This window comes from Streptomyces sp. NPDC005576 (genome assembly GCF_042871745.1).
In the GTDB taxonomy this organism is placed as follows: domain Bacteria; phylum Actinomycetota; class Actinomycetes; order Streptomycetales; family Streptomycetaceae; genus Streptomyces.
This window is the reverse complement of record NZ_JBIAJC010000014.1, coordinates 169852-194367: the sequence shown is the minus strand read 5'-3', so window position 1 is coordinate 194367 and position 24516 is coordinate 169852. Positions and strand designations below refer to the sequence as shown.

Annotated in this window: 20 protein-coding genes and 1 pseudogene; 14 read left to right on the top strand and 7 right to left on the bottom strand. The window is 72.2% G+C overall.

Translation table 11 applies throughout. From position 1 onward, the window contains the following. Positions 1–3: 3 nt before the first annotated feature. The 4 genes from ACFYPN_RS25130 to ACFYPN_RS25115 all read left to right on the top strand — a co-directional run bounded on the left by ACFYPN_RS25130 (position 4) and on the right by ACFYPN_RS25115 (position 4340). Positions 4–540 (top strand): hypothetical protein, encoded by a 537-nt coding sequence (locus tag ACFYPN_RS25130; RefSeq protein WP_358763679.1) that lies wholly within the window; start codon positions 4–6, stop codon positions 538–540. 47 nt (positions 541–587) lie between these two features. Beyond that, on the top strand, positions 588–1361 hold the full coding sequence (locus ACFYPN_RS25125; protein WP_389301173.1) for a hypothetical protein: 774 nt from the start codon (positions 588–590) through the stop codon (positions 1359–1361). A gap of 17 nt (positions 1362–1378) precedes the next feature. Then, entirely contained in the window at positions 1379–2710 is a 1332-nt protein-coding gene (locus tag ACFYPN_RS25120) for a lytic murein transglycosylase (RefSeq protein WP_389301170.1), read from the top strand. Positions 2711–3158: 448 nt separating this feature from the next. Then, the gene (locus tag ACFYPN_RS25115; protein WP_358763685.1) at positions 3159–4340 is read left to right on the top strand and encodes a PP2C family protein-serine/threonine phosphatase; all 1182 of its coding nucleotides are present in this window, start codon (positions 3159–3161) and stop codon (positions 4338–4340) included. A 140-nt stretch (positions 4341–4480) separates the two neighbouring features. On the opposite strand, the pseudogene ACFYPN_RS25110 reads toward ACFYPN_RS25115, so the two are convergent. Continuing rightward, positions 4481–4678: pseudogene (locus ACFYPN_RS25110) on the bottom strand (hypothetical protein); the annotation flags it as partial. A gap of 394 nt (positions 4679–5072) precedes the next feature. Then, positions 5073–6137 carry an ATP-dependent DNA ligase gene (locus ACFYPN_RS25105; protein WP_389301167.1) on the bottom strand — a complete coding sequence of 355 codons (1065 nt, stop codon included), beginning with the start codon at positions 6135–6137 and terminating at the stop codon, positions 5073–5075. Between the two features lie 76 nt (positions 6138–6213). Between ACFYPN_RS25105 and ligD the strand changes: the two genes are divergently transcribed. Both ligD and ACFYPN_RS25095 read left to right on the top strand, forming a co-directional pair. Continuing rightward, positions 6214–7281 carry a non-homologous end-joining DNA ligase gene (gene ligD, locus ACFYPN_RS25100; protein ID WP_358763691.1) on the top strand — a complete coding sequence of 356 codons (1068 nt, stop codon included), beginning with the start codon at positions 6214–6216 and terminating at the stop codon, positions 7279–7281. A gap of 29 nt (positions 7282–7310) precedes the next feature. Further along, the gene (locus ACFYPN_RS25095; protein ID WP_358763693.1) at positions 7311–8423 is read left to right on the top strand and encodes an ABC transporter permease; all 1113 of its coding nucleotides are present in this window, start codon (positions 7311–7313) and stop codon (positions 8421–8423) included. Between the two features lie 23 nt (positions 8424–8446). On the opposite strand, the gene ACFYPN_RS25090 is transcribed toward ACFYPN_RS25095, so the two are convergent. After that, on the bottom strand, positions 8447–10639 hold the full coding sequence (locus ACFYPN_RS25090) for a DEAD/DEAH box helicase (protein WP_389301164.1): 2193 nt from the start codon (positions 10637–10639) through the stop codon (positions 8447–8449). A 252-nt stretch (positions 10640–10891) separates the two neighbouring features. On the opposite strand from ACFYPN_RS25090, the gene ACFYPN_RS25085 reads away from it, so the two are divergent. The 3 genes from ACFYPN_RS25085 (at position 10892) to ACFYPN_RS25075 (ending at position 12438) form a co-directional block, all read left to right on the top strand. Next, the gene (locus tag ACFYPN_RS25085; protein WP_358763697.1) at positions 10892–11683 is read left to right on the top strand and encodes a VOC family protein; all 792 of its coding nucleotides are present in this window, start codon (positions 10892–10894) and stop codon (positions 11681–11683) included. 94 nt (positions 11684–11777) lie between these two features. Next, on the top strand, positions 11778–12032 hold the full coding sequence (locus ACFYPN_RS25080; protein ID WP_358763699.1) for a WhiB family transcriptional regulator: 255 nt from the start codon (positions 11778–11780) through the stop codon (positions 12030–12032). Between the two features lie 61 nt (positions 12033–12093). Next, the gene (locus ACFYPN_RS25075; protein WP_389301160.1) at positions 12094–12438 is read left to right on the top strand and encodes a hypothetical protein; all 345 of its coding nucleotides are present in this window, start codon (positions 12094–12096) and stop codon (positions 12436–12438) included. Positions 12439–12523: 85 nt separating this feature from the next. Here the strand turns inward: ACFYPN_RS25075 and ACFYPN_RS25070 are convergent, their stop codons facing one another. The 3 genes from ACFYPN_RS25070 to ACFYPN_RS25060 form a co-directional block, all read right to left on the bottom strand. Beyond that, the gene (locus tag ACFYPN_RS25070) at positions 12524–13495 is read right to left on the bottom strand and encodes an acyl-ACP desaturase (protein WP_358763702.1); all 972 of its coding nucleotides are present in this window, start codon (positions 13493–13495) and stop codon (positions 12524–12526) included. Positions 13496–13699: 204 nt separating this feature from the next. Further along, positions 13700–14116: an SsgA family sporulation/cell division regulator gene (locus tag ACFYPN_RS25065; protein ID WP_358763704.1), complete on the bottom strand. Its 417-nt coding sequence runs from the start codon at positions 14114–14116 to the stop codon at positions 13700–13702. Between the two features lie 382 nt (positions 14117–14498). Beyond that, positions 14499–16202 (bottom strand): RecQ family ATP-dependent DNA helicase, encoded by a 1704-nt coding sequence (locus ACFYPN_RS25060; protein WP_389301156.1) that lies wholly within the window; start codon positions 16200–16202, stop codon positions 14499–14501. Between the two features lie 163 nt (positions 16203–16365). Between ACFYPN_RS25060 and ACFYPN_RS25055 the strand changes: the two genes are divergently transcribed. Further along, positions 16366–17043: an endonuclease V gene (locus ACFYPN_RS25055; RefSeq protein WP_358763708.1), complete on the top strand. Its 678-nt coding sequence runs from the start codon at positions 16366–16368 to the stop codon at positions 17041–17043. A gap of 22 nt (positions 17044–17065) precedes the next feature. Here ACFYPN_RS25055 and ACFYPN_RS25050 read toward each other — a convergent pair whose 3' ends face one another. Further along, positions 17066–18247 carry a saccharopine dehydrogenase NADP-binding domain-containing protein gene (locus tag ACFYPN_RS25050; protein ID WP_358763710.1) on the bottom strand — a complete coding sequence of 394 codons (1182 nt, stop codon included), beginning with the start codon at positions 18245–18247 and terminating at the stop codon, positions 17066–17068. Between the two features lie 285 nt (positions 18248–18532). Between ACFYPN_RS25050 and ACFYPN_RS25045 the strand changes: the two genes are divergently transcribed. The 4 genes from ACFYPN_RS25045 to ACFYPN_RS25030 all read left to right on the top strand — a co-directional run bounded on the left by ACFYPN_RS25045 (position 18533) and on the right by ACFYPN_RS25030 (position 24470). Next, a complete protein-coding gene (locus ACFYPN_RS25045; protein WP_358763712.1) occupies positions 18533–19678 on the top strand; it encodes a CaiB/BaiF CoA-transferase family protein in 1146 nt (381 codons plus the stop codon). A 151-nt stretch (positions 19679–19829) separates the two neighbouring features. Then, entirely contained in the window at positions 19830–20972 is a 1143-nt protein-coding gene (locus ACFYPN_RS25040; protein WP_358763714.1) for an acyl-CoA dehydrogenase family protein, read from the top strand. Positions 20973–21032: 60 nt separating this feature from the next. Next, on the top strand, positions 21033–22247 hold the full coding sequence (locus tag ACFYPN_RS25035) for an acetyl-CoA C-acetyltransferase (RefSeq protein ID WP_358763715.1): 1215 nt from the start codon (positions 21033–21035) through the stop codon (positions 22245–22247). Positions 22248–22298: 51 nt separating this feature from the next. Beyond that, a complete protein-coding gene (locus tag ACFYPN_RS25030; RefSeq protein WP_358763717.1) occupies positions 22299–24470 on the top strand; it encodes a 3-hydroxyacyl-CoA dehydrogenase NAD-binding domain-containing protein in 2172 nt (723 codons plus the stop codon). The last annotated feature ends 46 nt before the right edge of the window (positions 24471–24516 follow it).

The window sequence follows — 24516 nt, the reverse complement described above, 5'->3', positions numbered from 1 at the left end:
GCGATGGCACGGGCAGGCAGAACGACACATCCGCAGCCGCTGGTGAGGGCGGCGAGTGCGCTGGCCCTCGTGGCGGCGGTCGCCGCGGGCTGGGGCGGCTGGTCCTGGTACACGGCGGCGCACGACGACTCCGCCTCGTACGCGCAGGCCCGCGACGACGCCCTCGCAGCGGGCGAACAGGCCGTGCAGAACATGAACACCCTCGACCACGCCCGGCTCCAGGAAGGGCTGGACAGCTGGGAGGCATCCACGACGGGCGAGCTCCACCAGCAACTCGTCGAAGGGCGCGACGCGTTCGTGAAGCAGATCGACACCGCGAAGACGACGAGCACCGCGAAGGTGCTCTCCGGCGCGGTGACGGAACTGGACGAACGGGCGGGCCGGGCGAGTCTGATGGTGGCCCTGCGCGTCACCGTCACCGCGCCCGAGGGTGACCCGGCGGTGAAGGAGAGCCGGATGCTCGGCCGGCTCACCCGGACCTCCCAGGGGTGGAAGCTCAGCGCCCTGGGCCAGGCGCCCGTCGGCAACACGGCCGGCTGACGCCCCCGCTCCCTCCACCCCGCCCCACCCGAGAGGAACCCCCGGACATGTCGACGACCCGTCACCTCGTGAACCGGCAGCGCAGGCTGGCCACCGTCGCCGCCGACCGTGCCACCCCGACCACAGGCACCTCCCCGACGGCCGGCGATGCGGACACGGATGCCTCCGCTCCCGAAGGCGCGGACGGGGGCGATCCGCGGGACGTCGATCCCGCCGGTGACCCCGAGCCGTCCGGAGCCGCCGACGCGGACGGGCCGTCCCCGGCCGCATCCACCGAACCGGCCGCGGAGCGCCGCACGCGCCGCCGCCTCCGCATCAGCCTCCCGGCCCTCCTGTGCGTACTCACCGTCCTGCTCGGCGTCTTCGCCGCCTGGGCGTTCGCCTCCGCTGCCACTCTGCGCGACGACCCGAGCCGCCGGAACACCGCGCTCACCGACATCGCCCGCACCAGCGAGGTCAAGGGACAGATCACCGAGGCGGTCGGTGCCGTGTTCAGTTACGACTACGCCTCCACCGAGAAGTCCGACCGGGCCGCGAAGACCTATCTGACCGGCAAGGCGGTGCAGCAGCACCAGGACATGCTCGCCGAGGTACGGGAGCAGGCGCCCAAGCAGAAGCTCGTCCTCACCACGACCGTCACCGAGAGCGCGGTCGAACAGCTCGACGGAGACCGGGCGAGGCTCATCGTCTTCGCCGACCAGAGCAACACCCGTACCGGGGCCAAGGAGGAGACCACCTACGCGGCGGCCATGTTCGCGGTGGACGCGGTCCGCAAGAACGGCCGCTGGCGCATCGCGGCCATCGACACCTTCACCCAGTGACCCGGAGAGAGGGACAGATGAGGTTCAACGGCTCCATGCGTCGCGGAATCACCGGCACGGCCACGGCCTTCGCCGCGATGGCCGCGCTCACGGCCTCGCAGGCACCGGGTTTCGCGGGCGCCGCGCACCAGGACGAGGCGAAGAAGACGGCCACCGACGAGGTGGTCTGGACGGAAGTGCCCAACGACGACTCGTACCACACCGAACTGCCGCCCCTGAAGTCGCCGACCCCGCTGACCCTGCCGACGGTGACGGTGCCGGTACCTGGCGGGAAGGAGACCCCCGCCGTCACCGAGGCATGGGCCCAGGCGGGCATACCGTCGACCGTGCTCGCGGCGTACCGCAAGGCCCGGAGCACCGTCGCCCGGACCGACGCTGCCTGCCGGCTTCCGTGGCAACTCCTCGCCGCCATCGGCAAGGTGGAGTCGGGGCACGCCGCCGGCGGGCGGGTGGACAAGGCCGGTACGACGCTCTCCCCGATCCTGGGGCCCGTCCTGAACGGCGCCGGGTTCGCGAACATCCCGGACACCGACCACGGCGCGTACGACGGCGACGCCACCTACGACCGCGCGGTCGGGCCGATGCAGTTCATCCCGTCCACCTGGGCCCACTGGGGCCAGGACGGAAACGGCGACGGCCGCCGGAACCCCAGCAACGTCTACGACGCGGCGCTCGCAGCCGGCCGCTACCTCTGCGCGGGAACCCGGAACCTCTCGACCTCCGCCGACCTCGACCGCGCGATCCTCAGCTACAACCACTCGGACACCTACCTGCGCACGGTGCTCTCCTGGCTGGCGTACTACGACAGCGGGGCCCACCCCGTACCGGACGGTCAGGGCCCGCTGCCCACCACCCCGGGCGCGGGCGGCTCCGACGAACCGTCCGCCCCGGTCGGCGGCCCCGGCAGCTCGGGCGGCTCCATCATCATCGGCCCGCAGCCCTCCGGCACCCCCCGCCCGTCCACCTCGCCCACCCCCTCGCCGTCCGGAACGCCCGACCCGGGCGCCACCCCGGACCCGGGCACCACCCCGGACCCGGGTACCACGCCCGACCCGGGCACCACCCCGGACCCGGGTACCACCCCGGACCCGGGTACCACGCCCGACCCGGGCACCACCCCCGACCCGGGCACCACCCCCGACCCCGGCACCACCCCCGACCCGGAACCGACCGACACCGGCACACCCGGTCCGACGGACCCCAGCACCACCGACCCCACGGACCCGGCCACGACCGAGCCCACCGACCCGGCCACCACGGAGCCGGCACCCGTCTGCACGGACCCGGCCGCCGACCCCGAGGCCACCGGCGACCCGTGCGCCCCCGTGGCGGAGGAGGCCACGGAGTAGGGGCCACCACCCTCCACGCCGGTCCGCGCGCTCGCAGCCGGCGCGCTCCTTACCCGGACCTGTGCCAACTCCACCGAAGGACACGCACCGGATCCGCCCGAGCACGGCGACGCACGGACGATGGGCCCTCGCGGACACTCCCGACCGCGAGGGCCCATCGCTGTCCGGCCCGGCCCGGCCCCGCCCGCGCGGTCCGGGAATGACCGACCCCCGAAAAGCGCTGAAATGTCCGATGGCAGGGTCAGTGGCCCCGCTCGGTAGCCGTGCGCCCGGACACCTCATGGCGCGGGCGTCCGCCTCGGCGCCCCCAGGCTGTCCCGGGTGGAAACGACAGCGAACGGCCAAGAAGTCGGCGAGCCGCAGAGGACCCTGAGCACCCGGCCGCAGGCGGGGCGCGTAGCTTTTACTGATCGATCGAGATGGACGAGTGGAATCTTGGGAGGCTGATGTGGAGCGGAATCGACTGGGGCTCGCCGAAGTTCTGGCACAGGCGGAGGAAGCCGCGCCGGTGGATTCCCTGGACGTCGTCGCGGGCAACCTCCGGGACAGGTTCAACGCGCGCTATGTGTCGTTCCTGTTCGTGGACGTGGTCGGGCGGCGTCTGCTGCGGGTGAACGACACGGACGGCATGCCGCAGGAGCACCGGGCCGAACAGGTGCCTCTGGCCGGCAGTGGCCTCTACGACGAGGTCCTGCGTTCCCAGAAGCTGGTGCGGGCGCCGGAGGGCGGGCTGGGGTGGCGGGTGCTCGCGCCGGTGACCAACCGCGGTGACGCCATAGGCGTGCTGGAGCTGTTCCTCCCGGAGGTATCCGAGGACACGCTGGAGCAGGTCGAGGAGGCCGCGCACGCGCTGGCGTACATCATCGTCACCGACCGTCGCTTCACGGACCTGTACCACTGGGGCAACCGCACCACCACGGTCAGCCTGGCCGCGGAGATCCAGCGCCAGCTCCTGCCGTCGGCCGCCTCGTGCGAGGCCGACGCGTTCACCCTCGCCGGTGCCCTGGTGCCGGCGTCCGACATCGCCGGTGACACCTACGACTACAGCCTCGACAACGGCACCCTGCACGTGTCCGTCACCGACGCGATGGGCCACAACGTCGACGCGGCACTCATGGCGACGCTGCTGGTCAACGCCTCCCGGGGGGCCCGCCGCTCCGGACTGGACCTCGCCGAGCAGGCTCATGAGATCCACCGGTCCCTCCTCGACCACGGGAGGCGGACCTTCGCCACGGGCCAGTTGCTGCGGGTGGCCCTGGACGGGTCCGGAGCACAACTCGTCAACGCCGGTCACCCCCTGCCGTTCCTCCTGCGCGACGGCGAGGTCAGCGAGGTGCCGCTGGCGGTCAACATGCCCTTCGGGGTGGCCATGCAGGGCCCGTACCGCGTGCAGGACGTCGATCTGCGGGCCGGGGACCGTCTCGTGTTCCATACGGACGGCATGCAGGAGCGGGAGGCGGAGACGGTCGACCTGCCCGCTCTGATGCGTGCGACCGCGGACGAGCATCCGCGCGAGGTCGTGCGCGCCATGGTCGCCGCGGTCGCCGAGGCGTACGGCGGCCGTCCTCCGAAGGACGACGCCACCGTCCTGTGCCTGGACTGGCACGGGCCCCCGGCCGCGGGAGCCTGACCGGCCCGGCACATCACCTCCCCAGCCGTGCCCGAGGGGACCTCCGAGAGGTCGGGGCGCCCTCTGCCGGGGCCGCGGGTCACCGCTGCCCGAAACTCCGCACGATTGCCGATCCGGCCTGCCGGTCCGTCCGGATGCAGACAGGCCCGGACGATGTTGACCGGCGGTTCCGCCATCGCCGGCGCGCATCCGGTCAGCAGCCGGTCAGCAGCGCCGTTGGCGTCGACGATGTTCCAGTGGTCGTCCAACGATCGACACGTCGTCCCACGCGTGATCCCGGTAGCGCGGCGCGTAACCCGCCGCCGGCAGGAGGCGTTTGCGGCCCCGCAGCGGAACATTCAGGTTCTCGGAGAGATGCATGATCGTCTCGGGCGTCGGGTGCGCCCCCCGTCTCCACCCGTCTGAGGTGCGGGGTGGAGACCCGCGACCGGCTGGACCACTCCTGCCGACCGTAACGGCGTCGCTCGCGGCAGGTGCGCAACAGGGTTCTGAGCTCGGGGACTTCGGCGGCGATCGTCATGCTCAGAAGCGCAGAAGCCCAGAAACCGGTGTCCGGGGGCACCACGACCTCGGAGGTCATGGACCGTCCACCCGGTCCGGATCAGGATTCCTGGCAACCTGGAACGCGAGCGGTGAGGAGCGGGAGGAGCTGCTCCTCGCGCACGGGTCACCCGAGGTGACCTGCACCGATCCGCTGGACCCGTGCGAGTCCGCCCGGCTCCGCCGGCCGACTCAGGCCGTGCCCGACAGCACCTCGGAGAGGTCGTACCGCACCACTTCCGCCAACTGCCCGTAGGTGCAGCCGGAAGGGGTGCGGTCGGGGCGCCACCGGCGGAACTGCGTGGTGTGGCGGAACCGGTCGCCCTCCATGTGGTCGTACGCCACCTCGCAGACCCGCTCCGGGCGCAGCGGTACCCACGACATGTCCTTCTTCCCCGACCAGCGGCTGGGTGCTCCGGGCAGCCGGGCGCTCTCGTGCGCCTCGGCGTCCGCCCAGGCGCCCCAGGGATGGTCCGCGGCAGTGGTCCGCAACGGCGCCAGTTCGGCAGCGAGTTCGGCCCGTCGCTTCATCGGGAAGGATGCGCAGACGCCGACGTGCTGGAGGGCGCCCCCCTCGTCGTACAGCCCCAGCAGCAGTGAACCGACGACCGGGCCGCTCTTGTGCTCCCGGTAGCCCGCCACCACGCAGTCGGCGGTCCGCTCGTGCTTGATCTTGAACATGGCACGGGTGTCCGGCCGGTAGGGCAGGTCGAGAGGTTTGGCGACGATCCCGTCCAGCCCCGCGCCCTCGTACTGGTGGAACCACCGCTGCGCGACCTCCCGGTCCGTGGTGGCCGGGGCGAGATGGACCGGGGGCACCGCGCCGGCGAGCGCCGCCTCCAGTACCGTCCGCCGGTCCGCCTGCGGGGTGTCCAGCAAGGACGTGTCGTCCAGGGCCAGTACGTCGAAGGCGACCAGGGAGGCGGGGGTCCGTTCGGCGAGCGTCCTCACCCGCGATGCGGCCGGGTGGATGCGCTCGCTGAGCCGGTCGAAGTCCAGGCGCCCGCCGTGCGCGAGGACGATCTCCGCGTCGATCACGCAGCGCGGCGGCAGCGACTGAAGGACCGCCGGGACCAACTCGGGGAAGTACCGGGTCAGCGGCTTGCCGGTACGGCTTCCGATCACCACCTCGTCACCGTCACGGTGCACGATCGCCCGGAAACCGTCCCACTTCGCCTCGTACTGCATGCCGGGCGGGATCGTGGCGACGGATCTGGCGAGCATCGGCTTCACAGGAGGCATCACCGGCAGGTCCATGGTCCGATTCTGCGCGAGGGATCACCGCCCGTCCTTCGATGTGCGGCATTTGCGTACCCCGCCTACGGTGGCCGACATGGGAGCTGCGGTGGAACTCGACGTGGACGGGCGGTCCGTGCGACTGTCCAACCCCGACAAGGTGTACTTCCCGGAGAAGGGCTACACCAAGAGGGACGTGGCGGAGTACTTCCTCGCCGTGGGCGACGGCATCACCCGCGCGCTGCGCGACCGGCCCACCACCCTCCAGCGCTTCGTCGACGGCGTGGAGGGCGAGTTCTTCTACCAGAAGAGGGCGCCGAAGAACGTGCCCGACTGGATTCCCACCACCCGCATCTCCTTCCCCAGCGGCCGGCACGCCGACGAGATCTGCCCCGCCGGACTCCCGGCGGTGCTCTGGGCGGCCAACCTCGGCACCCTCACCTTCCACCCCTGGCCGGTACGGAGCACCGACACCGACCGCCCCGACGAACTGCGCATCGACCTCGACCCGCAACCCGGCACGGACTACGCCGACGCGGTCGAGGCCGCCCACGAACTCCGCTCCGTCCTGGAGGACCACGGGCTGCGCGGCTGGCCCAAGACCTCCGGCGGACGCGGCATCCACGTCTTCGTCCCGCTGGTGCCCGAGTGGACCTTCACCGAGGTCCGGCGGTCCGCCATCGCGGTGGGGCGGGAACTGGAGCGGCGGATGCCGGACCGGGTCACCACCGCCTGGTGGAAGGAGGAACGCGGCGAACGGATCTTCGTCGACTACAACCAGACCGCCCGCGACCGGACCATCGCCTCCGCCTACTCCGTACGCCCCTTCCCGCACGCCCCCGTCTCCGCCCCACTGCGCTGGGAGGAGATCGATGACGCGGAGCCCCGCGACTTCGACATCAGAACCCTCCCTCAGCGGTACGCGAAGGTGGGCGACGTCCACGCCGACATGGACCAGCACGCCTTCCGCCTCGACCTCCTGCTGGAGCTCGCCGCACGCGACGAACGGGAACACGGGCACGGCGACCTGCCCTATCCGCCGGAGTACCCCAAGATGCCCGGCGAACCCAAGCGCGTGCAGCCCAGCCGCGCCCGGCCCGAACGGCCGGACCGGCCCGGCCGGCCCGCGGACGAGCCGGGCGACGAGCGGGCGGCCGACGCGTGAGCGGCGAGCGGACACCGCCGGGAGACGGGATGGACGGCGCGCGGGACGTCCCGGAACCGGAGCCCGTCGCCGACCACCCGCCGGACCGCGCCCCGCACGGCGCCCACGGCAGGCCCTCCACCCCGCGCGACAAGTGGCACGCCTTCAAGGAGTCGCCGTACTTCCCCGCGACCGTGCTGGTGTTCATCCTCGCCGCCGCCGCGGGCCTCTTCGCCGGCTCGTACACCTACACCATGGCCAACCCCACCCCGCACCGGGTTCCGGCGGCGGTGGTCGGCGAACCCGCCTCGCCGCGGGGCGTCGCGTTCGTGGCAGGGATGGAGAAGGCCCTGGACTCCGCGCTGATCCTGCACGAGTACGGCACCCGGGCCGAAGCCGGCCAGGCGCTGGAGGAGCAGCGGGTCTTCGCCGTCCTGCGCGCCGGCAACGACCGGGTGCACCTCGACGTCGCGGGCGCCTCCGGCGCCACCGTGGCTCAACTCCTCACCGAGGCGGGGGAGAAGGTGGGCAAGGCGGTCGGGGTGCCGGTCACCGTCCGGGACGTCAAACCGCTGCAGAAGGGCGACCCGCGCGGACTCGCCCTCTTCTACATCTCGCTCGCCGCCGTCATCCTCGGCTTCGTCGGTGCCATCCAATTGAGCGTCCACGCCCGCACCCTGCTCCCGCTGGAACGCATCCTGTTCACCGTCGCCTACTCGCTGCTCGGCGGGTTCGCCATCGCCGCCATCGTGGACTGGGGACTCGGGGCACTGGACCTGCCGTTCTTCCAGTCCTGGCTGATCCTCGCGTTCACGTTGTTCACCTGCGGCATGGTCTTCACCATGTTCAACACCCTCATCGGACGCTGGGCGATGCTCCCGACGTGGGGCGTCATGGTGCTGCTCGGCAACCCGTCGTCCGGCGGCGCCGTCTCGTGGCCGCTGCTGCCGTCACTGCTCGGGCACATCGGGCGCTGGCTTCCCCCAGGTGCCTCGGTCAACGCCCAGCACACCGCCGTCTACTACCCGGGCCACCAGTACGCCTTTCCCTACCTGGTGCTCGGCGCCTGGGCCCTGGTCTCCTGCGCCGTGTTCTGGACCTGGCGCCACCGCCACCCCGGCGGCCGGCCGAAGCCCGCCGAACACGCGGCGCCGTCCGGCTGAAGACCCGGCGCCCCGGCCTCGGTTCAGTCGGACGCGGGGAGGGCCGAGAGTCGCGACTGCTCCTCCTCCACGATGAGCCTGGCCAGCGCCCCGTCCGACACGTCCACCGCCTCGGGCACCGCTTCGGCGACGTCGCTGCGCCGGGCGTACGCGTCGAACGCCCGGTCCTTGCGGGCGAGGAGCGCCATCATCCGCTGGTCGACGCTGTCCGCCGTGAGCAGCCGGTGCACCTGGACGGTACGTATCTGGCCCATCCGGTGCGCGCGGGCCACCGCCTGGTGCTCCAGCGTGGGCTTGATCTGCGGTTCGCAGAGGATGACCACGGAGGCGGCCTGCATGTTCAGTCCGGTGCCGCCCGCCTGGATCTGGCTCAGCAGCACCGCGTGGCCTCGCACCGCCCCGAAGGTGTCCACCAGCTCCTGGCGGCGGGCCGCCGGGACATTTCCGGCCACCGGTCCGAACACCCCGTCGCCGAGGGCCGCGCGTACGGTCGCCAGCACCTCGTGGAAGTACGAGAACACCACCACCTTGTGCCCGTTCCCGGCGGCCTCGGAGACGAGCTCCCGCAGCCGGGCCAGCTTCGCCGACGCCTCCGGCACCGCGTACGCCGCCCGGCGCATCCGCATGAAGTGGCCGTCGTCCACCGCCGCACGGTAGGCGCGCAGGTCCGCCTCGCTGAACTCCACCCACTCGTCCGCCCGCACCAGCGCGGGCAGTTCGGTGAGGACGTCCTCCTGGTTGCGCCGCAGATAGGCGGGGGCCACCGCGCGGCGGAAGGCGTGCGAGCCGGCGGCGCCGTGCGTGGTGTCGACCGTCGGCACGAGCTCCGGACGGAGCAGCCGGACCAGACTGCGGAACTCCGCCACCCGGTTCTCCATCGGCGTGCCGGTGAGGAAGAGGACGTGCTCGGCGCGGTCCACCCAGCCGGCCACCGCCCGTGACCTGCGGGTGTCGGGGTTCTTCACGTAGTGCGCCTCGTCCACGACGAGCATGGCCGGCCGCACCGCCGTGCCCGTCTCCGGCAGGGCGTGGAGCGCGTCGAAGGTGGTGAGCGCGACCCCGCCCGAGTGCTGCCACTCCGCGAACGCCTCGCTCCGGTCGGGGCCGTGGACCGGCAGCACGCTCAGCGTGGAGCGGGCGCGGATCTCACGCGTCCAGTTGATGAGGACGCTCACCGGGCAGACCACCAGGAAGTGGCTCTCACCGGCCGCCGCCAGGTGCGCGAGCGCCGCGATGGCCTGCACCGTCTTGCCCAGCCCCATCTCGTCGCCGAGCACCACCCGCTTCTGGGCGAGCGCGAACCGGGCCCCGAACGACTGGTAGCCGCGCAGCGACACCCGCAACCGCGTGTCGTCGAGCCGCACTCCGCGCACCCGGTCCGCGATCGTGGCCGGCAGGAACCCCTCGGCGGCGTCCCGGTCGGGGCCGGTGCCCGACAACTCGGCCAGCAGGCCGTAGTACTCGGCCGACCGCAGCTCGAAATCGACCCAGGCCGCCGCCTCCGGCTCCGGGGCCCGCAGCAGATCGACGCACACCTGGCCGAAAAGGAGCGGGAGCCGCTCCTCCTCGGCCCGGGCCAGCACCGTACGCACGGTCTCCACCGCCGCCGCGACCCGGCCGCGCGCCTCCCGGCCGAGAAAGAGGGGGCGCAGCCGCCCTCTGGCCGGCGCCGCCGCGGCCAGGGGCTCCGCCAGCCGCCCGATCAGGCGCAGCGCCGCCTCGCGGGCCCGCCGCGCGTCGGGGCCCGCTTCGACCAGTCGGTGCAGGGCGACCACGACGGCGGTGGTGGCGGCGTCCGGCGCGTCGGCGTCGAGGCGCACGGCGACCGTGTCGCGGACCGCGTGGGCGAGCCGCTCCGCCGCGGCCAGTGCCTGGTCGGCGGTGTGCGCCCCGACCCCGGGCAGCCGCCGGAGTTCGTACCGGGTCGCCGCGTGCACCGCGCCGACCGTGCGGAACCCGGCCTGTTCGAAGGCGGTGATGCGCAGCCGCCCCTCCGTCACGTCCCGGAGCCGGGCGACCGGGATCGCGTCCAGTTCCCGGCGCGTCAGGGAGTGGACGAGCGGGTCGAGGACGGAGCGTACGGACTCCAGTGCGCGGTCGTGGTCGGCGGGGACCGCGCGGGCCGCCGCCAGCAGCGCGTCCGCGTCCGCCAGCAGCGGCCGGACCGCCCTCCTGGTGTCCGCCCCGGTGCCCGTCGCGTCGCCGTCCTGTGGCATGTACGTCCCTCTGTCCCACCGCCCCGCCCGTCGCACAGAACCCAGGGTGTCGACGGGGCCCCATGATCCCACGGCCGGATGGCGGGAGGGCCGCACCGCTCCGCCGGCCTGCGACGCCCGGCCACCGGTGGCAGACTCGAATGGCCAGGGCTTCCCTGCGCGAGAGCACGTACACGTCCTGTACTCACGTCCACGTCCTGTACGCACGAGTCAAGCGGGGCACCCACGCGCCCGCTGGAGGAGCGCAGCGCCATGCTCGACCCGACCTTCCTCCCCGGCGCCCCCAACTGGATCGACCTCGGCACGCCCGACCTGGACGGGGCCACCGCCTTCTACCGCGGGCTCTTCGGATGGGACCTGGTCTCCGCCGGTCCCGAGACCGGCGGCTACGGGATGTACACGCTGGACGGCCGGACCGTCGCGGGGGCGATGACCGTCACCGACGAGCAGGCCAAGCCGACGTGGTCGGTGTACTTCCACTCGCCCGACGTGGACGCGACCGCCCGCGCGGTCCGAGCCGGGGGCGGGAACGTGCCGTTCGCGCCCATGGACGTGCTGGAGCACGGACGGATGGGAGGTTTCACCGATCCGGCGGGCGCCTACTTCGGCAGCTGGCAGCCCAAGCAGAACCCCGGACTCGGCGCGACCCAGGTGGTGGGCACGCTCATCTGGTGCGAGCTCTACACCCCGGACGTGGCGAGGGCGAAGTCGTTCTACGGAAGCGTCTTCGGCTGGGACACCGAGGCCACCGAGTTTCCCGGCGGCACCTACACGATGGTCCGGCCGGCCGGCACGGAGGGCGACGAGGCGTTCTTCGGCGGACTCGTCGCCCTGGACGAGGTGCCCAGTGAGGCACGGTCGGGGCCGCACTGGCTGCCGTACTTCACGGTGGACGACGTCGACGCGGTACTGGGCGACGCCGTCCGTCTCGGCGGGACCGTCACCCTGGGGCCGACGGAGGTGGAGCAGGTGGGAGTGACGGCGAACATCGACGACCCGTACGGGGCCTCCTTCGCCGTCATCAAGCCCGCCCCGATGGACTGAACACGGACGGAACACCCGCTTCCGCACCGGACGTGGCCGTGGCCGGAAGTGGGGCGTTCAACGGATGTTTATTGACGGACGGCATGCTGGGCGCATGCTGATGAACACCACCACCGAGGACGCGCTCGCCTGGCAGGAGTCGGCCCTGTGCGCCCAGACCGGTCCCGAGTTCTTCTTCCCCGCGCCCGGCAGCTCGACCCGCGACGCGAAGCGGCTCTGCTTCGCCTGCGAGGGCCGGGTGGCGTGCCTGGAGTACGCCCTCGCCCATGACGAGCGTTTCGGCGTCTGGGGAGGACTGTCGGAGAACGAGCGCGACCGGATGCGCCGCGACGGCCGGGACAGCGCCTGACCGGAGCGGCCCGGCCGGCGCCGTCGCGTGCTCAGGAGCCCGGGATGCGTAAGGTCCTTCCGTGCACCCGCCACTCCAGGGGTGCGGTCAGCCTGAAACCGACCTCGACCGCCGGGGCGGCTGGACCGCCGCCACGACCCCCGAGGTGGCCGCCGCCCCGAACCGGACCTTCACCATGCTGGCCACCGACGACACCGCGGACGACGCCGGCGCCGACCGCGACCGGCCGGGCCGCCGGCGCCTCGTCCACAGGGTGCGGGCGCTCGCCGGCGGACCCGTGCGGCCGACCGCGGCGGAGCTCACCGTGCTCGCCGGTGCGGCGGACCGCCTCGCCGGACACCGCGACACCGTGCCGCAGGCCGCTGCCTTGCTGGTCAGGGCCGAGGAGTGGACCGCACCGGAGTGAGCCCCGGCGCGGGGGAGTGCAACGGCAGAGCGAACCGGGCGCGACCGGCGCGCGCCTCAGCGTCCGCGCGCCCCAGTCGAGCGCCTCAGCGTCCGCGCGCCGCCACGCGGGCCTTGCGGGCCGCGAGCTTCTCGTCGAACTTCGACGCCTCGCTGTCGAGGCCGCTCATGTACAGGCCGAGCTCCTCCTGCGCCTGGAGCCCCTCCGGGCCGAGCCCGTCGATGTCCAGGACCTTCAGGTAGCGCAGCACGGGCTGGATCACGTCGTCGTGGTGGATGCGCATGTTGTAGATCTCGCCGATCGCCATCTGCGCGGCGGCGCGTTCGAAGCCGGGCATGCCGTGTCCGGGCATGCGGAAGTTGACGACCACGTCCCGGACGGCCTGCATGGTGAGGTCCGGGGCCAGCTCGAAGGCTGCGCCCAGGAGGTTCCGGTAGAAGACCATGTGCAGGTTCTCGTCGGTGGCGATGCGCGCCAGCATCCGGTCGCAGACCGGGTCGCCCGACTGGTGGCCCGTGTTGCGGTGCGAGACGCGGGTGGCCAGCTCCTGGAAGGCGACGTACGCGACGGAGTGCAGCATCGAGTGCCGGTTGTCGGACTCGAATCCCTCCGCCATGTGCACCATGCGGAACTGCTCCAGCTTGTCCGGGTCGACCGCGCGCGAGGTGAGCAGGTAGTCGCGCATCACGATGCCGTGGCGGCCCTCCTCGGCGGTCCAGCGGTGCACCCAGGTGCCCCAGGCGCCGTCGCGGCCGAAGAGCGAGGCGATCTCGTGGTGGTAGCTGGGGAGGTTGTCCTCGGTCAGCAGGTTCACCACGAGGGCGATCTTGCCGATGTCCGTGACCTTGGACTGGTCCGGCGCCCACGCCTCGCCGTCGTCGAAGACGCCCGGGAAGTTCCGGCCGTCGGAGAACGGCACGTACTCGTGGGGCATCCAGTCCTTGGCGACCTTGAGATGCCGGTTGAGTTCCTTCTCCACCACCTCTTCCAGCGCGTACAGCAACTGGGCGTCGGTCCAGGCCTTCGAACCGCCGGGGTGGGGAGAGGTGATCGTCACGGGGAGCTCCTGGGGACGGGAGATTTTACGGGGTATTTTACCTACGGACTCGTAGGTTACGTGTCCGTAGGTTAAGTGCAGGTAAGCCCTGCGCCAAGCCCGGACGGAGCCGAAGCCGCAGTACGGGGCGGTGCGGGCGGGCTCCGGGCTGACCGCCCGGGGGCGGTCGTGCGTCGGCCGCAGCGGGTCGTGCACATGCTGCGCTCAGTGACTGTCGCCCAAGAGCTCCGCCAGATCCCGGTCGAGGTCCAGGAAACGGTGCTCGTCGCCCTCCGGCACCAAATCCTGTACGCGCCCGAGGAATCGGCGCAACTCCGAGGTGCGGACGTGCACCATCGCGACCCCCTCCGCGGCATGGAACTCGAGCGCGGTCCGCTCCTCGGAGAAGGGCCGCACCCGTACGTCTCCGACGCCGACGGGCTCGTCCACACCCCGGGCCAGCAGATCCCGGGAGAACTCCCAGGAAACCTCCGTGCCCTCCAGCGTGGCCCGGGCGGGGAACGCGATCCGGACGGCGTACGGATTCTCACGGTCGTACCGCAGGGTGGCGGCCAGCGTCACCATCCGTGGAACGGCCGCGACCATCCGGGCCTGCACGGGCTGCTCGATAAGGCTGGACAAAACCTGCTCCCTCGCACGGCTGGACGAACGGGCTCCGGCACTGGAGTAGACGACGGAACGCCGTGATCCGTGCACCGGCCCGGGGCGTGAGCTGTGTCACCGCGGGTTCCCCCGGTGCTGATCAACTGCCCGGGAAGCGCCCGTCCATCCCGGCGGGCGGCCCGGGACGGCCAGGCAGCGAAGGTGCAGGAGCGGACCGCGCCGGGCCCGGCGCGGCCGGCCGTACGGACGCCGGCCCCCCGACGGGCCGACGAACCGCCCACCGGCGGAGAGTCGTGACATCGCGGTACACCTCGGGCGGAAAGCCCTCAGCAAGGGGCCGCCATGATCCGCCGGAACACGCGGTGCCCCGCCGGCCCCGGATCCGTGCCCATCCGGACGATCAGCACACGTCGAGCAACCCGTGCTCCCGTACGACCTCCAGCGACAGGGTGCGGTAGCCGACGGTCTCGAAGAGCACGGTCAGACTCCGGTCCTCCTCGCTCATCACCGAGCCCTCGCCCCAGTGCTGGTGCCGGACCCGGGTACCGGGACGGTAGGGATGCTCGCCGTCGGACAGCGCCTCGTCGGAGGGCGCGGGTATCCGCCCTCCCGTCCCGGCGAGAACCGCCGGACCGGGTACCGCGCCCTCCCGGGACAGCTCGGCCGCCTCGCACAGGTCGCAGGAGCCGCACCCCTCGGTCTCGCTCCGCACCTGCCCGAAGTAGCCGAGGAGGAAGCGGCGCCGGCAGCCGGTGGTCTCCGCGTAGCCGCGCATCATGTCCACCCGGGAGCGTTCCAGCTGCTGGTGGGCGTCGCCCAGTTCGACCGCCCGCTGCGCGGCGCGGGACGCGTCGATGTCCGGGGCCGGTTCCACGTCGCCCCGACCGGTGGTGCGTACCGCGTCGACCTGCTCCAGGAGGTTGACGACCGCCGTCAGCCGGCTCGCCGTCAGATTCGTCTCCTCCCGCAGCTCGCTGGGGCGTACGGGACCGTCGTGCTCAGCCAGCGTGCGTGCCACCTGGGTGACGGTGTCCGGGTCGGGGCGGCCCGCCGCGAAGAAACGCTGCATACCGAGGTCCTGCGGCCGGTACGCGAGGATCGCGCGGGAGGGTTCGCCGTCCCGCCCGGCCCGGCCTATCTCCTGGTAGTAGGCGTCCAGGGACCCGGGGACGGAGGCGTGGAGCACGAAGCGCACGTCCGGCTTGTCGATACCCATCCCGAAGGCGGACGTCGCGACCACCACGTCCAGCTCGCCCGCGAGGAAGCGGTCGTGCACGTCGCCGCGCTCCTGCGCGGGAAGTCCCGCGTGGTACGCCGCCACGTCCAGGCCCAGCAGGCTCAGTTCGTTCGCGTACTTCTCCGCCTCACGCCGCGTCGCCGCGTACACGAGGCCCGGTTTGGGCTCGGCCGCGGCGCGCTCGACCACCGCCCGCGCCTTGACCGCCGCGTCCCGGAAGGGGATCACCTCCAAATGGATGTTCGGGCGGTCGAAGCCGGTGACGACCTCCTGCACGTCCCGCATCCCCAGGTGCGAAACGATGTCGGCCCGTACCGGAGCGGCGGCGCTCGCCGTCAGGGCCAGCACCGGAGGGCGTCCGATCCGTTCGAGCACCTGGCCGAGGCGCAGGTAGTCGGGCCGGAAGTCGTGGCCCCAGGAGGACACGCACTGCGCCTCGTCGACGACGAAGAGCGCGGGCTCGGCGGCCGCCAGCTGCTCGACCACCTCGTCCTTCGCCAACTGCTCGGGCGCGAGGAAGAGGAAGTCGACGTCGCCCTCGCTGATCCGGTCCCACACTGCCGCGTTCTCGTTGCCGCTCTGCGTCGAGTTCACCGCGGCGGCGTCCGTACCCTCGCGCCGCAGCAACCCCTGGACCTGATCGCGCTGGAGCGCGATGAGCGGCGACACCACGACGGTCGGACCCGACAGCAGCACCCCCGGAACCTGGTACACGGCCGATTTCCCGGCGCCCGTGGGCATCACCACCAGCGTGTCGCGCCGCTCCATCACGGCCTCCATCGCCAACATCTGCTCGGGCCGCAACCGCTCCCAGCCGAACACGTCCCGCGCGACGTCCTGAAGACGACGCGAAGAAGCAGCCACCATGACACTCCTCGACAGCGAGCCGGGCGGAACCCGCGAACCGGGAGCCCTTGTGGCGCTCCTCGTACCCCGGTAAACGCTCGGTAGTGCATGTGAAGGCGGCGGGCCGGTCAGCACGTGGTCAGCAGCGGGTTCCGGCCCGGGACAGCCCCTAGACTCGCCCGTCATGACGCCGTTCTCCGTACCCGCCGACGCCGCCGGGGCCCGCGCCGTCCAGGACCGCCTCCGCGACCGGGTGGTGGCCGAGGACTCCGGACCGCCTCCCGGCTCGGGCCACGTCACCGGGGTGGACGTCGCCTATGACGACGAGCGGGACCTCGTGGTGGCGGCGGCCGTGGTGCTGGACGCCGCGACCCTCGACGTGGTCGCCGAGACCACCGCGGTGGGCCGGGTCACCTTCCCGTACGTCCCCGGGCTCCTCGCCTTCCGGGAGATCCCCACGGTGCTCGCCGCCCTGGAGTCGCTGACGGCCGACCCCGGCCTCGTCGTCTGTGACGGGTACGGGCTGGCGCACCCCCGCCGGTTCGGGCTCGCCAGCCACCTCGGAGTGCTGACCGGACTGCCCGTCATCGGTGTGGCGAAGAACCCGTTCACCTTCGCGTACGAGCAGCCCGGCCCGCGGCGCGGCGACTCCTCCCCGCTGCTGGACGGGACGGAGGAGGTGGGCCGGGCCCTGCGCACCAGGGACGACACCAAGCCGGTCTTCGTCTCCGTGGGGCACCGCACCACACTGGACACCGCCTGCGCCCATGCCCTGGCGCTGACCAGGGGGTTCCGCCAGCCCGAGACCACCCGCAGGGCCGACGCGCTCTGTCGCCGCGCGCTGCGGGAAGCGACCGGCTGACCGTCCACCGGCGTTCCCCGGCTCAGCGCCGGGCCGCCACCCGGAAAACCATTCCCGATGCCCGCAGCCGCTCCAGCAGGGCATCGCCCATGGCCACCGCCGTCGTCACCTGGCCCGAGGTCTCCGGCAGATCGTCCAGGGCGAGAGCGAGCGCGGCCTCGCCCAGCATCCGCGCCGTCTCGTCGTACCCCGGATCGCCGCCGGAGACCTCGGTGAAGACCTGCCGGCCCCCACCTTCCCCGACGAACCGGACGGTGAACCGGCTCCGCCTCCTGCGCTCTTCGTCCGGCCCCTGTCCCGAGGCGTAACGGCTCGTCAGCCAATCGCGAGCGGCCGGAAGTTGGGCTGCCGCGACCAGGGCCGTCAGGGCCGCCGTGCCGCCCAGAGCGATCGGCAGGTGCTTCACCGAGGCGAAGTGGCGGTAGCGGAAGTCGGGGCCGTAGCGCTCCAGCGCGCGCGCCGAACGGCCCACGATCTGCGGGTCCACGGTCGGCAGCGGCAGGGCCCAGGTGCCGGTCCGCGGGTTGAAGTGCGGTGCCCCCAGGGGGGTTCGTACACGGCGGCCGGTGAGCACCGGCTCGCGCTCCCGGCGTTCCCGGGCGACGGCCAGCATCTGCGGACCCCGGCCCATCGCGGTGAGCGCCGAGGCGAACGTACCGCCGGAGAAGACGGCGTGGGTGCGCACGAACGCGTCCACCGTCAGCGGGGCGTCCGCGGGCAGCTGCTGGACGGTGAAGTAGGCGCCGAGGTCGTGGGGTACGGAGTCAAAGCCGCAGGCGTGCACCAGGCGCGCGCCCGTCTCCCTGGCCCGCGCGTCGTGGTCGAGGTAGGTCCGGTCGATGAACTCGGCCTCGCCGGTGAGGTCCAGGTAGTCCGTGCCCTCGTCGGCGCAGGCCGCGACGAGCGCGTTCCCGTACGAGAGGAAGGGGCCGACCGTGGTCGCCACCACCCGTGCGGACCGGGCGAGTTCCCGCAGTGCGGAGGGGTCTTCGGCGTCGGCGACGAGCGTCGCCGGTTCCGGGCCCGCTCCGGCGAGTCCTTCGCGCAGCCGCTCCAGCTTCTCCCGGCTGCGCCCGGCCAGCGCCCAGCGCAGCCCTTCGGGGGCGTGCGCCGCCAGGTACGCGGCGGTCAGGGTGCCGACGAAACCGGTGGCGCCGTACAGGACGACGTCGTAGGGGCGTTCCGATCCGTGGTGCCTCTTCATGCGTGCCTCCGCTGGGGCCTGCTCCGGGTGGGTGGCCGTCGAGGGTAGACCCGCGAGCGGGAAAGGTGAACCGCACCGGGCGCGCGTCGGCGGGTGACGCGTGGCACTCGGCCCCGAATGGGGTGTGACGGTGCACCATGGGACGCGTCGGTCCGCCGCACACCGCCCAGGTGGTGCGGCCGGACACCACCTAAGCGCTCGCTCGGCCAAAAGCCTTGTGCGGAGCGGCGGTCGTTCTTAGCATCGTCGATGTTACATCGGTTGTGTCACACCGCTGGGGGCTTGATGACTGCGACGGGGAACGGCCCCCTCTCGGGGGTGCGGGTGGTCGAATTGGCGGGCATCGGCCCCGGACCGTTCGCCGCGATGACGCTGGCCGACCTCGGCGCGGACGTGGTCCGGGTGGACCGGCCCGGGGGCGCGGCGCTCGGCATCGACCCGGCCCGCGACCTGACCAACCGGAACAAGCGCTCCGTCCTGCTCGACCTCAAGACTGAGGCGGGAGAGCGGGCCGTCCTGGCCCTCGCCGAACGCGCCGACATCCTGATCGAGGGGTACCGCCCCGGGGTCGCCGAGCGGCTCGGAGTGGGTCCGGACGCCTGCCTCGGCCGCAACCCCCGGCTCGTCTACGGGCGGATGACCGGCTGGGGCCAGGACGGCCCCCTCGCCGGGCGCGCCGGGCACGACGTCTCCTACCTCGCGCCCACCGGCACCCTCTCCATGATCGGCCGTCCCGGCGAACCACCGCTCGTGCCGGCCAACCTGCTCGGCGACTACGCGGGTGGCTCCCTCTACCTCGTGATCGGCGTACTGGCCGCCCTCCAGCACGCCCGTACCCCCGGCGGGAGCGGCCAGGTCGTGGACGCGGCGATCGTGGACGGCGCCGCCCACCTCGCCACGATGATCCACGGCATGCTCGCGGCCGGTGCCTGGCAGGACCGGCGCGGCTCCAACCTCCTCGACGGCGGTTGCCCCTTCTACGGCACGTACGCGACCTCCGACGGCGAGGCCATGGCGGTCGGGCCGCTGGAACAGCGGTTCTACGAGGAGTTCGTGGCCCTCCTCGGCGTCGCAGGGGCGCTGCCCGATCGCGCGGACCTCGCCCGGTGGGAGGAACTGCGCACCGCGGTGGCGGACCGCTTCCGTACCCGTACCCGCGCGGAGTGGACCGAGGTGTTCGAGGGCACCGACGCCTGCGTCGCCCCCGTCCTGTCCCTGCGCGAGGCGCCCGCGCACCCGCATCTCGCCGCGCGCGCCACCTTCGTGGAGCACGCCGGGATCACCCAGCCCGCCCCCGCCCCGCGCTTCTCCGCCACCCCCACCGCTGTACGGACCGCTCCCGCCCTGCCGGGCACCGGCACCGAGTCGGTGGCGGCGGACTGGGACGTGCCCGAACTGCTCGGCCATCCGTCGAAGGGGGCCGCCGGATGAGCAGGCGGCCCCCCGGCGCCCGCCCTGGAGACGGCGGCCACCGCATCGCGCCCGGCCGCGCCCTCAGGCACGGGGGTCCGCGTACGACGGCCACCGGCACCGTGCCGGAGCGGCCGCTCCGCACCCACCCGAAGCCACGCCAGGAGGCCCGGTGAAACGGCAGATCTTCGCCGCCGAACACGACGCGTTCCGTGAGACCGTCCGCACCTTCCTCGCCAAGGAGGTCCTCCCGCACTACGAACAGTGGGAGCGGGACGGCATCGTCTCGCGCGAGGCGTGGCGCGCGGCGGGCAGGCAAGGGCTGCTCGGGCTCGCGGTCCCCGAGGAGTTCGGCGGGGGCGGCAACGACGACTTCCGCTACAGCGCCGTACTGGCCGAGGAGTTCACCCGGGCGGGTGTCAGCGGCCTCGCACTCGGCCTGCACAACGACATAGTCGGGCCCTACCTCAGCGGGCTCTCCACCCCGGAGCAGAAGCGGCGCTGGCTGCCGGGGTTCTGCTCGGGCGAGATCGTCACCGCCATCGCCATGACCGAACCGGGGGCAGGCTCCGACCTCCAGGGCATCCGCACGACCGCCGAGGACCGGGGCGACCACTGGCTGCTCAACGGGTCCAAGACCTTCATCTCCAACGGAATCCTCGCCGACCTGGTGGTCGTCGTCGCCCGCACCTCTCCGGAGGGAGGCGCCAAGGGGCTCTCGCTGCTGGTGGTCGAACGCGGTGCGGCGGGCTTCGAACGCGGCCGCAACCTGGAGAAGATCGGCCAGAAGTCCCAGGACACCGCCGAACTCTTCTTCCGCGACGTCCGGGTCCCCAAGGAGAACCTCCTCGGCGAACTCGACGGCGGATTCATCCACCTGATGACCAACCTGGCCCAGGAGCGCATGGGCATCGCGGTCGCCGGCATCGCCGCCGCCGAGCACCTGCTGGAGATCACCACCCGGTACGTCAAGGAGCGCGAGGCGTTCGGCCGGCCGCTCGCCAAGCTCCAGCACGTCCGCTTCGAGATCGCCGAGATGGCCACCGAGTGCGCCGTCACCCGCACCTTCCTCGACCGGTGCATCGTCGAACACGCGGAGGGCACGCTCGACGCGGTGCACGCCTCGATGGCCAAGTGGTGGGCGACCGAGCTCCAGAAGCGGGTGGCCGACCGCTGCCTGCAACTGCACGGCGGCTACGGCTACATGGCTGAGTTCCCGGTGGCCAGGGCCTTCACCGACGGACGCATCCAGACGATCTACGGCGGGACGACCGAGATCATGAAGGAGATCATCGGCCGCTCCCTCCTCTCCTGAGCGCCCCACCTCCCCAGAGCCGACAACCCGAAAGCCCGCCCCCCCCGAAAGGCAGTCGTCTTGAGTACCGAAGCATTCGTCTACGACGCGATCCGCACCCCGCGCGGTCGTGGCAAGGCCAACGGGGCCCTGCACGGAACCAAGCCGATCGACCTGGTCGTCGGCCTCATCCACGAGATCCGCGCCCGCTTCCCCGGACTCGACCCGGCGGCCATCGACGACATCGTCCTCGGTGTCGTCAGCCCGCTCGGCGACCAGGGCTCCGACATCGCACGGATCGCCGCCATCGCGGCGGGACTTCCGGACTCCGTCGCCGGCGTCCAGGAGAACCGCTTCTGCGCCTCCGGCCTCGAAGCCGTCAACCTTGCCGCGGCGAAGGTCCGTTCGGGCTGGGAGGACCTCGTACTCGCCGGTGGCGTCGAGTCCATGTCCCGCGTCCCCATGGGCTCGGACGGCGGCGCCTGGGCGATGGACCCGATGACCAGCTTCGAGACCGGCTTCGCCCCGCAGGGCATCGGCGCCGACCTCATCGCCACCGTCGAGGGGTTCTCCCGCCGCGACGTCGACGAGTACGCGGCCCTCTCCCAGGAGCGGGCCGCCGAGGCGTGGAAGGAAGGCCGCTTCGCCCGTTCCGTGGTCCCCGTCAAGGACCGCAACGGACTCGTGGTGCTCGACCACGACGAGCACCTGCGCCCCGGCACGACCGCGGACTCGCTCGCCTCCCTCAAGCCCTCCTTCGCCACCATCGGCGAGATGGGCGGTTTCGACGCGGTGGCCCTGCAGAAGTACCACTGGGTCGAGAAGATCGACCACGTCCACCACGCCGGCAACTCCTCCGGGATCGTGGACGGCGCCGCCCTCGTCGCGATCGGCTCCCGGGAGATCGGCGAACGCTACGGCCTCACCCCGCGTGCCCGGATCGTCTCCGCCGCCGTCTCCGGCTCCGAGCCCACCATCATGCTGACCGGCCCCGCCCCCGCCTCCCGCAAGGCGCTCGCCAAGGCCGGGCTGACCATCGACGACATCGACCTCATCGAGATCAACGAAGCCTTCGCCGGAGTGGTGCTGCGCTTCGTCCGGGACATGGGCGTCGGCCTCGACAAGGTCAACGTCAACGGCGGCGCCATCGCGCTCGGCCACCCCCTCGGCGCCACCGGCGCGATGATCCTCGGCACCGTCATCGACGAACTGGAACGGCGCGACCTGCGGTACGGACTCGTCACGCTCTGCGTGGGCGGCGGCATGGGAGTCGCCACCGTCGTCGAACGCGTCTGACCGACCCCGTCCCCCGCCACGCCTGCCTTCCTGCCTATGGAGAAGAACCCCATGACCGAGAGCACGACCATCCGCTGGGAAGAGGACGGGACCGGCGTCGTCACCCTCGTCCTCGACGACCCCGACCAGTCCGCCAACACGATGAACCAGGCATTCACCCGGTCCGTCGCCGCCGTCGCCGACCGCGCCGAGGCCGAGAAGGAGAACATCCGCGGCATCATCGTCACCTCCGCGAAGAAGACCTTCTTCGCCGGGGGAGACCTCAAGGAGATGATCAAGGCACGGCCCGAGGACGCCCAGGCCGTCTTCGACACCGGGATGGCCATCAAGCGCTCCCTGCGCCGCATCGAGACCCTCGGCATCCCCGTGGTCGCCGCCATCAACGGCGCGGCGCTCGGCGGCGGTTACGAGATCGCGCTCGCCTGCCACCACCGCATCGCGCTGGACGCGCCCGGCTCCCGCATCGGCCTCCCCGAGGTCACCCTCGGCCTGCTCCCGGCCGGCGGCGGCGTCACCCGTACCGTACGTCTGATGGGCATCGCCGACGCTCTCCTCAAGGTGCTCCTCCAGGGCACCCAGTACACCCCGGCCCGCGCCCTGGAGAACGGTCTCGTACACGAAGTGGCCGCCACCCGCGAGGAGATGCTGGAGAAGGCCCGCGCGTTCATCGACGCGCACCCCGAGTCCCAGCAGCCCTGGGACGTGAAGGGGTACCGGATTCCCGGCGGCACCCCGTCCAACCCCAGGTTCGCCGCCAACCTCCCGGCCTTCCCCGCCAACCTCAAGAAGCAGATCGCCGGGGCCCCGATGCACGCCCCCCGCAACATCCTGGCGGCGGCCGTCGAGGGCTCGCAGGTCGACTTCGAGACCGCGCAGACCATCGAGGCCCGGTACTTCACCGAGCTGGTCACCGGCCAGGTCGCGAAGAACATGATCCAGGCGTTCTTCTTCGACCTCCAGGCCGTCAACTCCGGCGCCAGCAGGCCCGAGGGGGTCGAGCGGCGCACGGTGCGCAAGGTCGCCGTGCTCGGGGCCGGAATGATGGGCGCCGGCATCGCGTACTCCTGCGCCCGGGCCGGAATCGACGTCGTCCTCAAGGACGTCACCACCGAGGCCGCCGCGAAGGGCAAGGCGTACAGCGAGAAGCTGCTCGCCAAGGCGCTTGCCCGGGGACGTACGACGGAGGCGGCCCGCGACGAACTGCTCGCCCGGATCACTCCGACCGGAGACCCCGCCGACCTGGCCGGCTGCGACGCCGTCATCGAGGCCGTCTTCGAGGACACCTCCCTCAAGCACAAGGTGTTCCAGGAGATCCAGGACATCGTCGCGCCCGACGCGTTGCTCTGTTCCAACACGTCCACGCTCCCCATCACCGTTCTCGCCGAGGGCGTCACCCGCCCCGCCGACTTCGTCGGACTGCACTTCTTCTCACCGGTCGACAAGATGCCGCTGGTCGAGATCATCAAGGGTTCGGCCACCGGCGACGAGGCCCTGGCCCGCGCCTTCGACCTGGTCCGCCAGATCAAGAAGACCCCGATCGTGGTCAACGACTCGCGCGGCTTCTTCACCTCGCGGGTCATCGGCCACTTCATCAACGAGGGCGTGGCGATGGTCGGCGAGGGCATCGAACCCTCCTCCGTCGAGCAGGCCGCGGCCCAGGCGGGTTACCCGGCCAAGGTTCTCTCCCTGATGGACGAGCTGACCCTCACCCTGCCCCGCAAGATCCGCAACGAGACCCGGCGCGCGATCGAGGAATCGGGCGGCACCTGGACCCCGCACCCCTCGGACACGGTGGTGGACCGGATGGTCGAGGAGTTCGGACGGCCCGGACGCAGCGGGGGAGCGGGCTTCTACGAGTACGACGAGTCCGGCCGGCGCGGCGCGCTCTGGCCCGGTCTGCGCGAACACTTCGGCACGTCCGGCGCCGCGATCCCGTTCGAGGACATGAAGGAGCGGATGCTCTTCGCCGAGGCCCTGGACAGCGTCCGGTGCCTGGAGGAGAACGTCCTCGTCTCGGTCGCCGACGCCAACATCGGCTCCATCATGGGCATCGGCTTCCCGCCGTGGACCGGCGGCGTCCTCAATTACGTCAACGGGTACGAGGGCGGGCTGCCCGGCTTCGTGGCCCGGGCCCGCGAACTCGCCGAACGGTACGGGGACCGCTTCCTGCCGCCCGCCCGGCTGGTGGAGATGGCGGAGCGGGGCGAGACCTTCCACGACTGATCCCGGCAGTACGCCACCCGTCACCCCGACCGAGGGGCCCATCCGC

What these genes read in the sequence shown, in the direction of transcription:
- ACFYPN_RS25130 (WP_358763679.1), top strand. Translation starts at nt 4, where the DNA reads ATGGCACGGGCAGGCAGAACGACACATCCGCAGCCGCTGGTGAGGGCG.
- ACFYPN_RS25125 (WP_389301173.1), top strand. Translation starts at nt 588, where the DNA reads ATGTCGACGACCCGTCACCTCGTGAACCGGCAGCGCAGGCTGGCCACC.
- ACFYPN_RS25120 (WP_389301170.1), top strand. Translation starts at nt 1,379, where the DNA reads ATGAGGTTCAACGGCTCCATGCGTCGCGGAATCACCGGCACGGCCACG.
- ACFYPN_RS25105 (WP_389301167.1), bottom strand. Translation starts at nt 6,137, where the DNA reads ATGGACCTGCCGGTGATGCCTCCTGTGAAGCCGATGCTCGCCAGATCC.
- ligD (WP_358763691.1), top strand. Translation starts at nt 6,214, where the DNA reads ATGGGAGCTGCGGTGGAACTCGACGTGGACGGGCGGTCCGTGCGACTG.
- ACFYPN_RS25095 (WP_358763693.1), top strand. Translation starts at nt 7,311, where the DNA reads ATGGACGGCGCGCGGGACGTCCCGGAACCGGAGCCCGTCGCCGACCAC.
- ACFYPN_RS25090 (WP_389301164.1), bottom strand. Translation starts at nt 10,639, where the DNA reads ATGCCACAGGACGGCGACGCGACGGGCACCGGGGCGGACACCAGGAGG.
- ACFYPN_RS25085 (WP_358763697.1), top strand. Translation starts at nt 10,892, where the DNA reads ATGCTCGACCCGACCTTCCTCCCCGGCGCCCCCAACTGGATCGACCTC.
- ACFYPN_RS25080 (WP_358763699.1), top strand. Translation starts at nt 11,778, where the DNA reads ATGCTGATGAACACCACCACCGAGGACGCGCTCGCCTGGCAGGAGTCG.
- ACFYPN_RS25060 (WP_389301156.1), bottom strand. Translation starts at nt 16,202, where the DNA reads ATGGTGGCTGCTTCTTCGCGTCGTCTTCAGGACGTCGCGCGGGACGTG.
- ACFYPN_RS25055 (WP_358763708.1), top strand. Translation starts at nt 16,366, where the DNA reads ATGACGCCGTTCTCCGTACCCGCCGACGCCGCCGGGGCCCGCGCCGTC.
- ACFYPN_RS25050 (WP_358763710.1), bottom strand. Translation starts at nt 18,247, where the DNA reads ATGAAGAGGCACCACGGATCGGAACGCCCCTACGACGTCGTCCTGTAC.
- ACFYPN_RS25045 (WP_358763712.1), top strand. Translation starts at nt 18,533, where the DNA reads ATGACTGCGACGGGGAACGGCCCCCTCTCGGGGGTGCGGGTGGTCGAA.
- ACFYPN_RS25030 (WP_358763717.1), top strand. Translation starts at nt 22,299, where the DNA reads ATGACCGAGAGCACGACCATCCGCTGGGAAGAGGACGGGACCGGCGTC.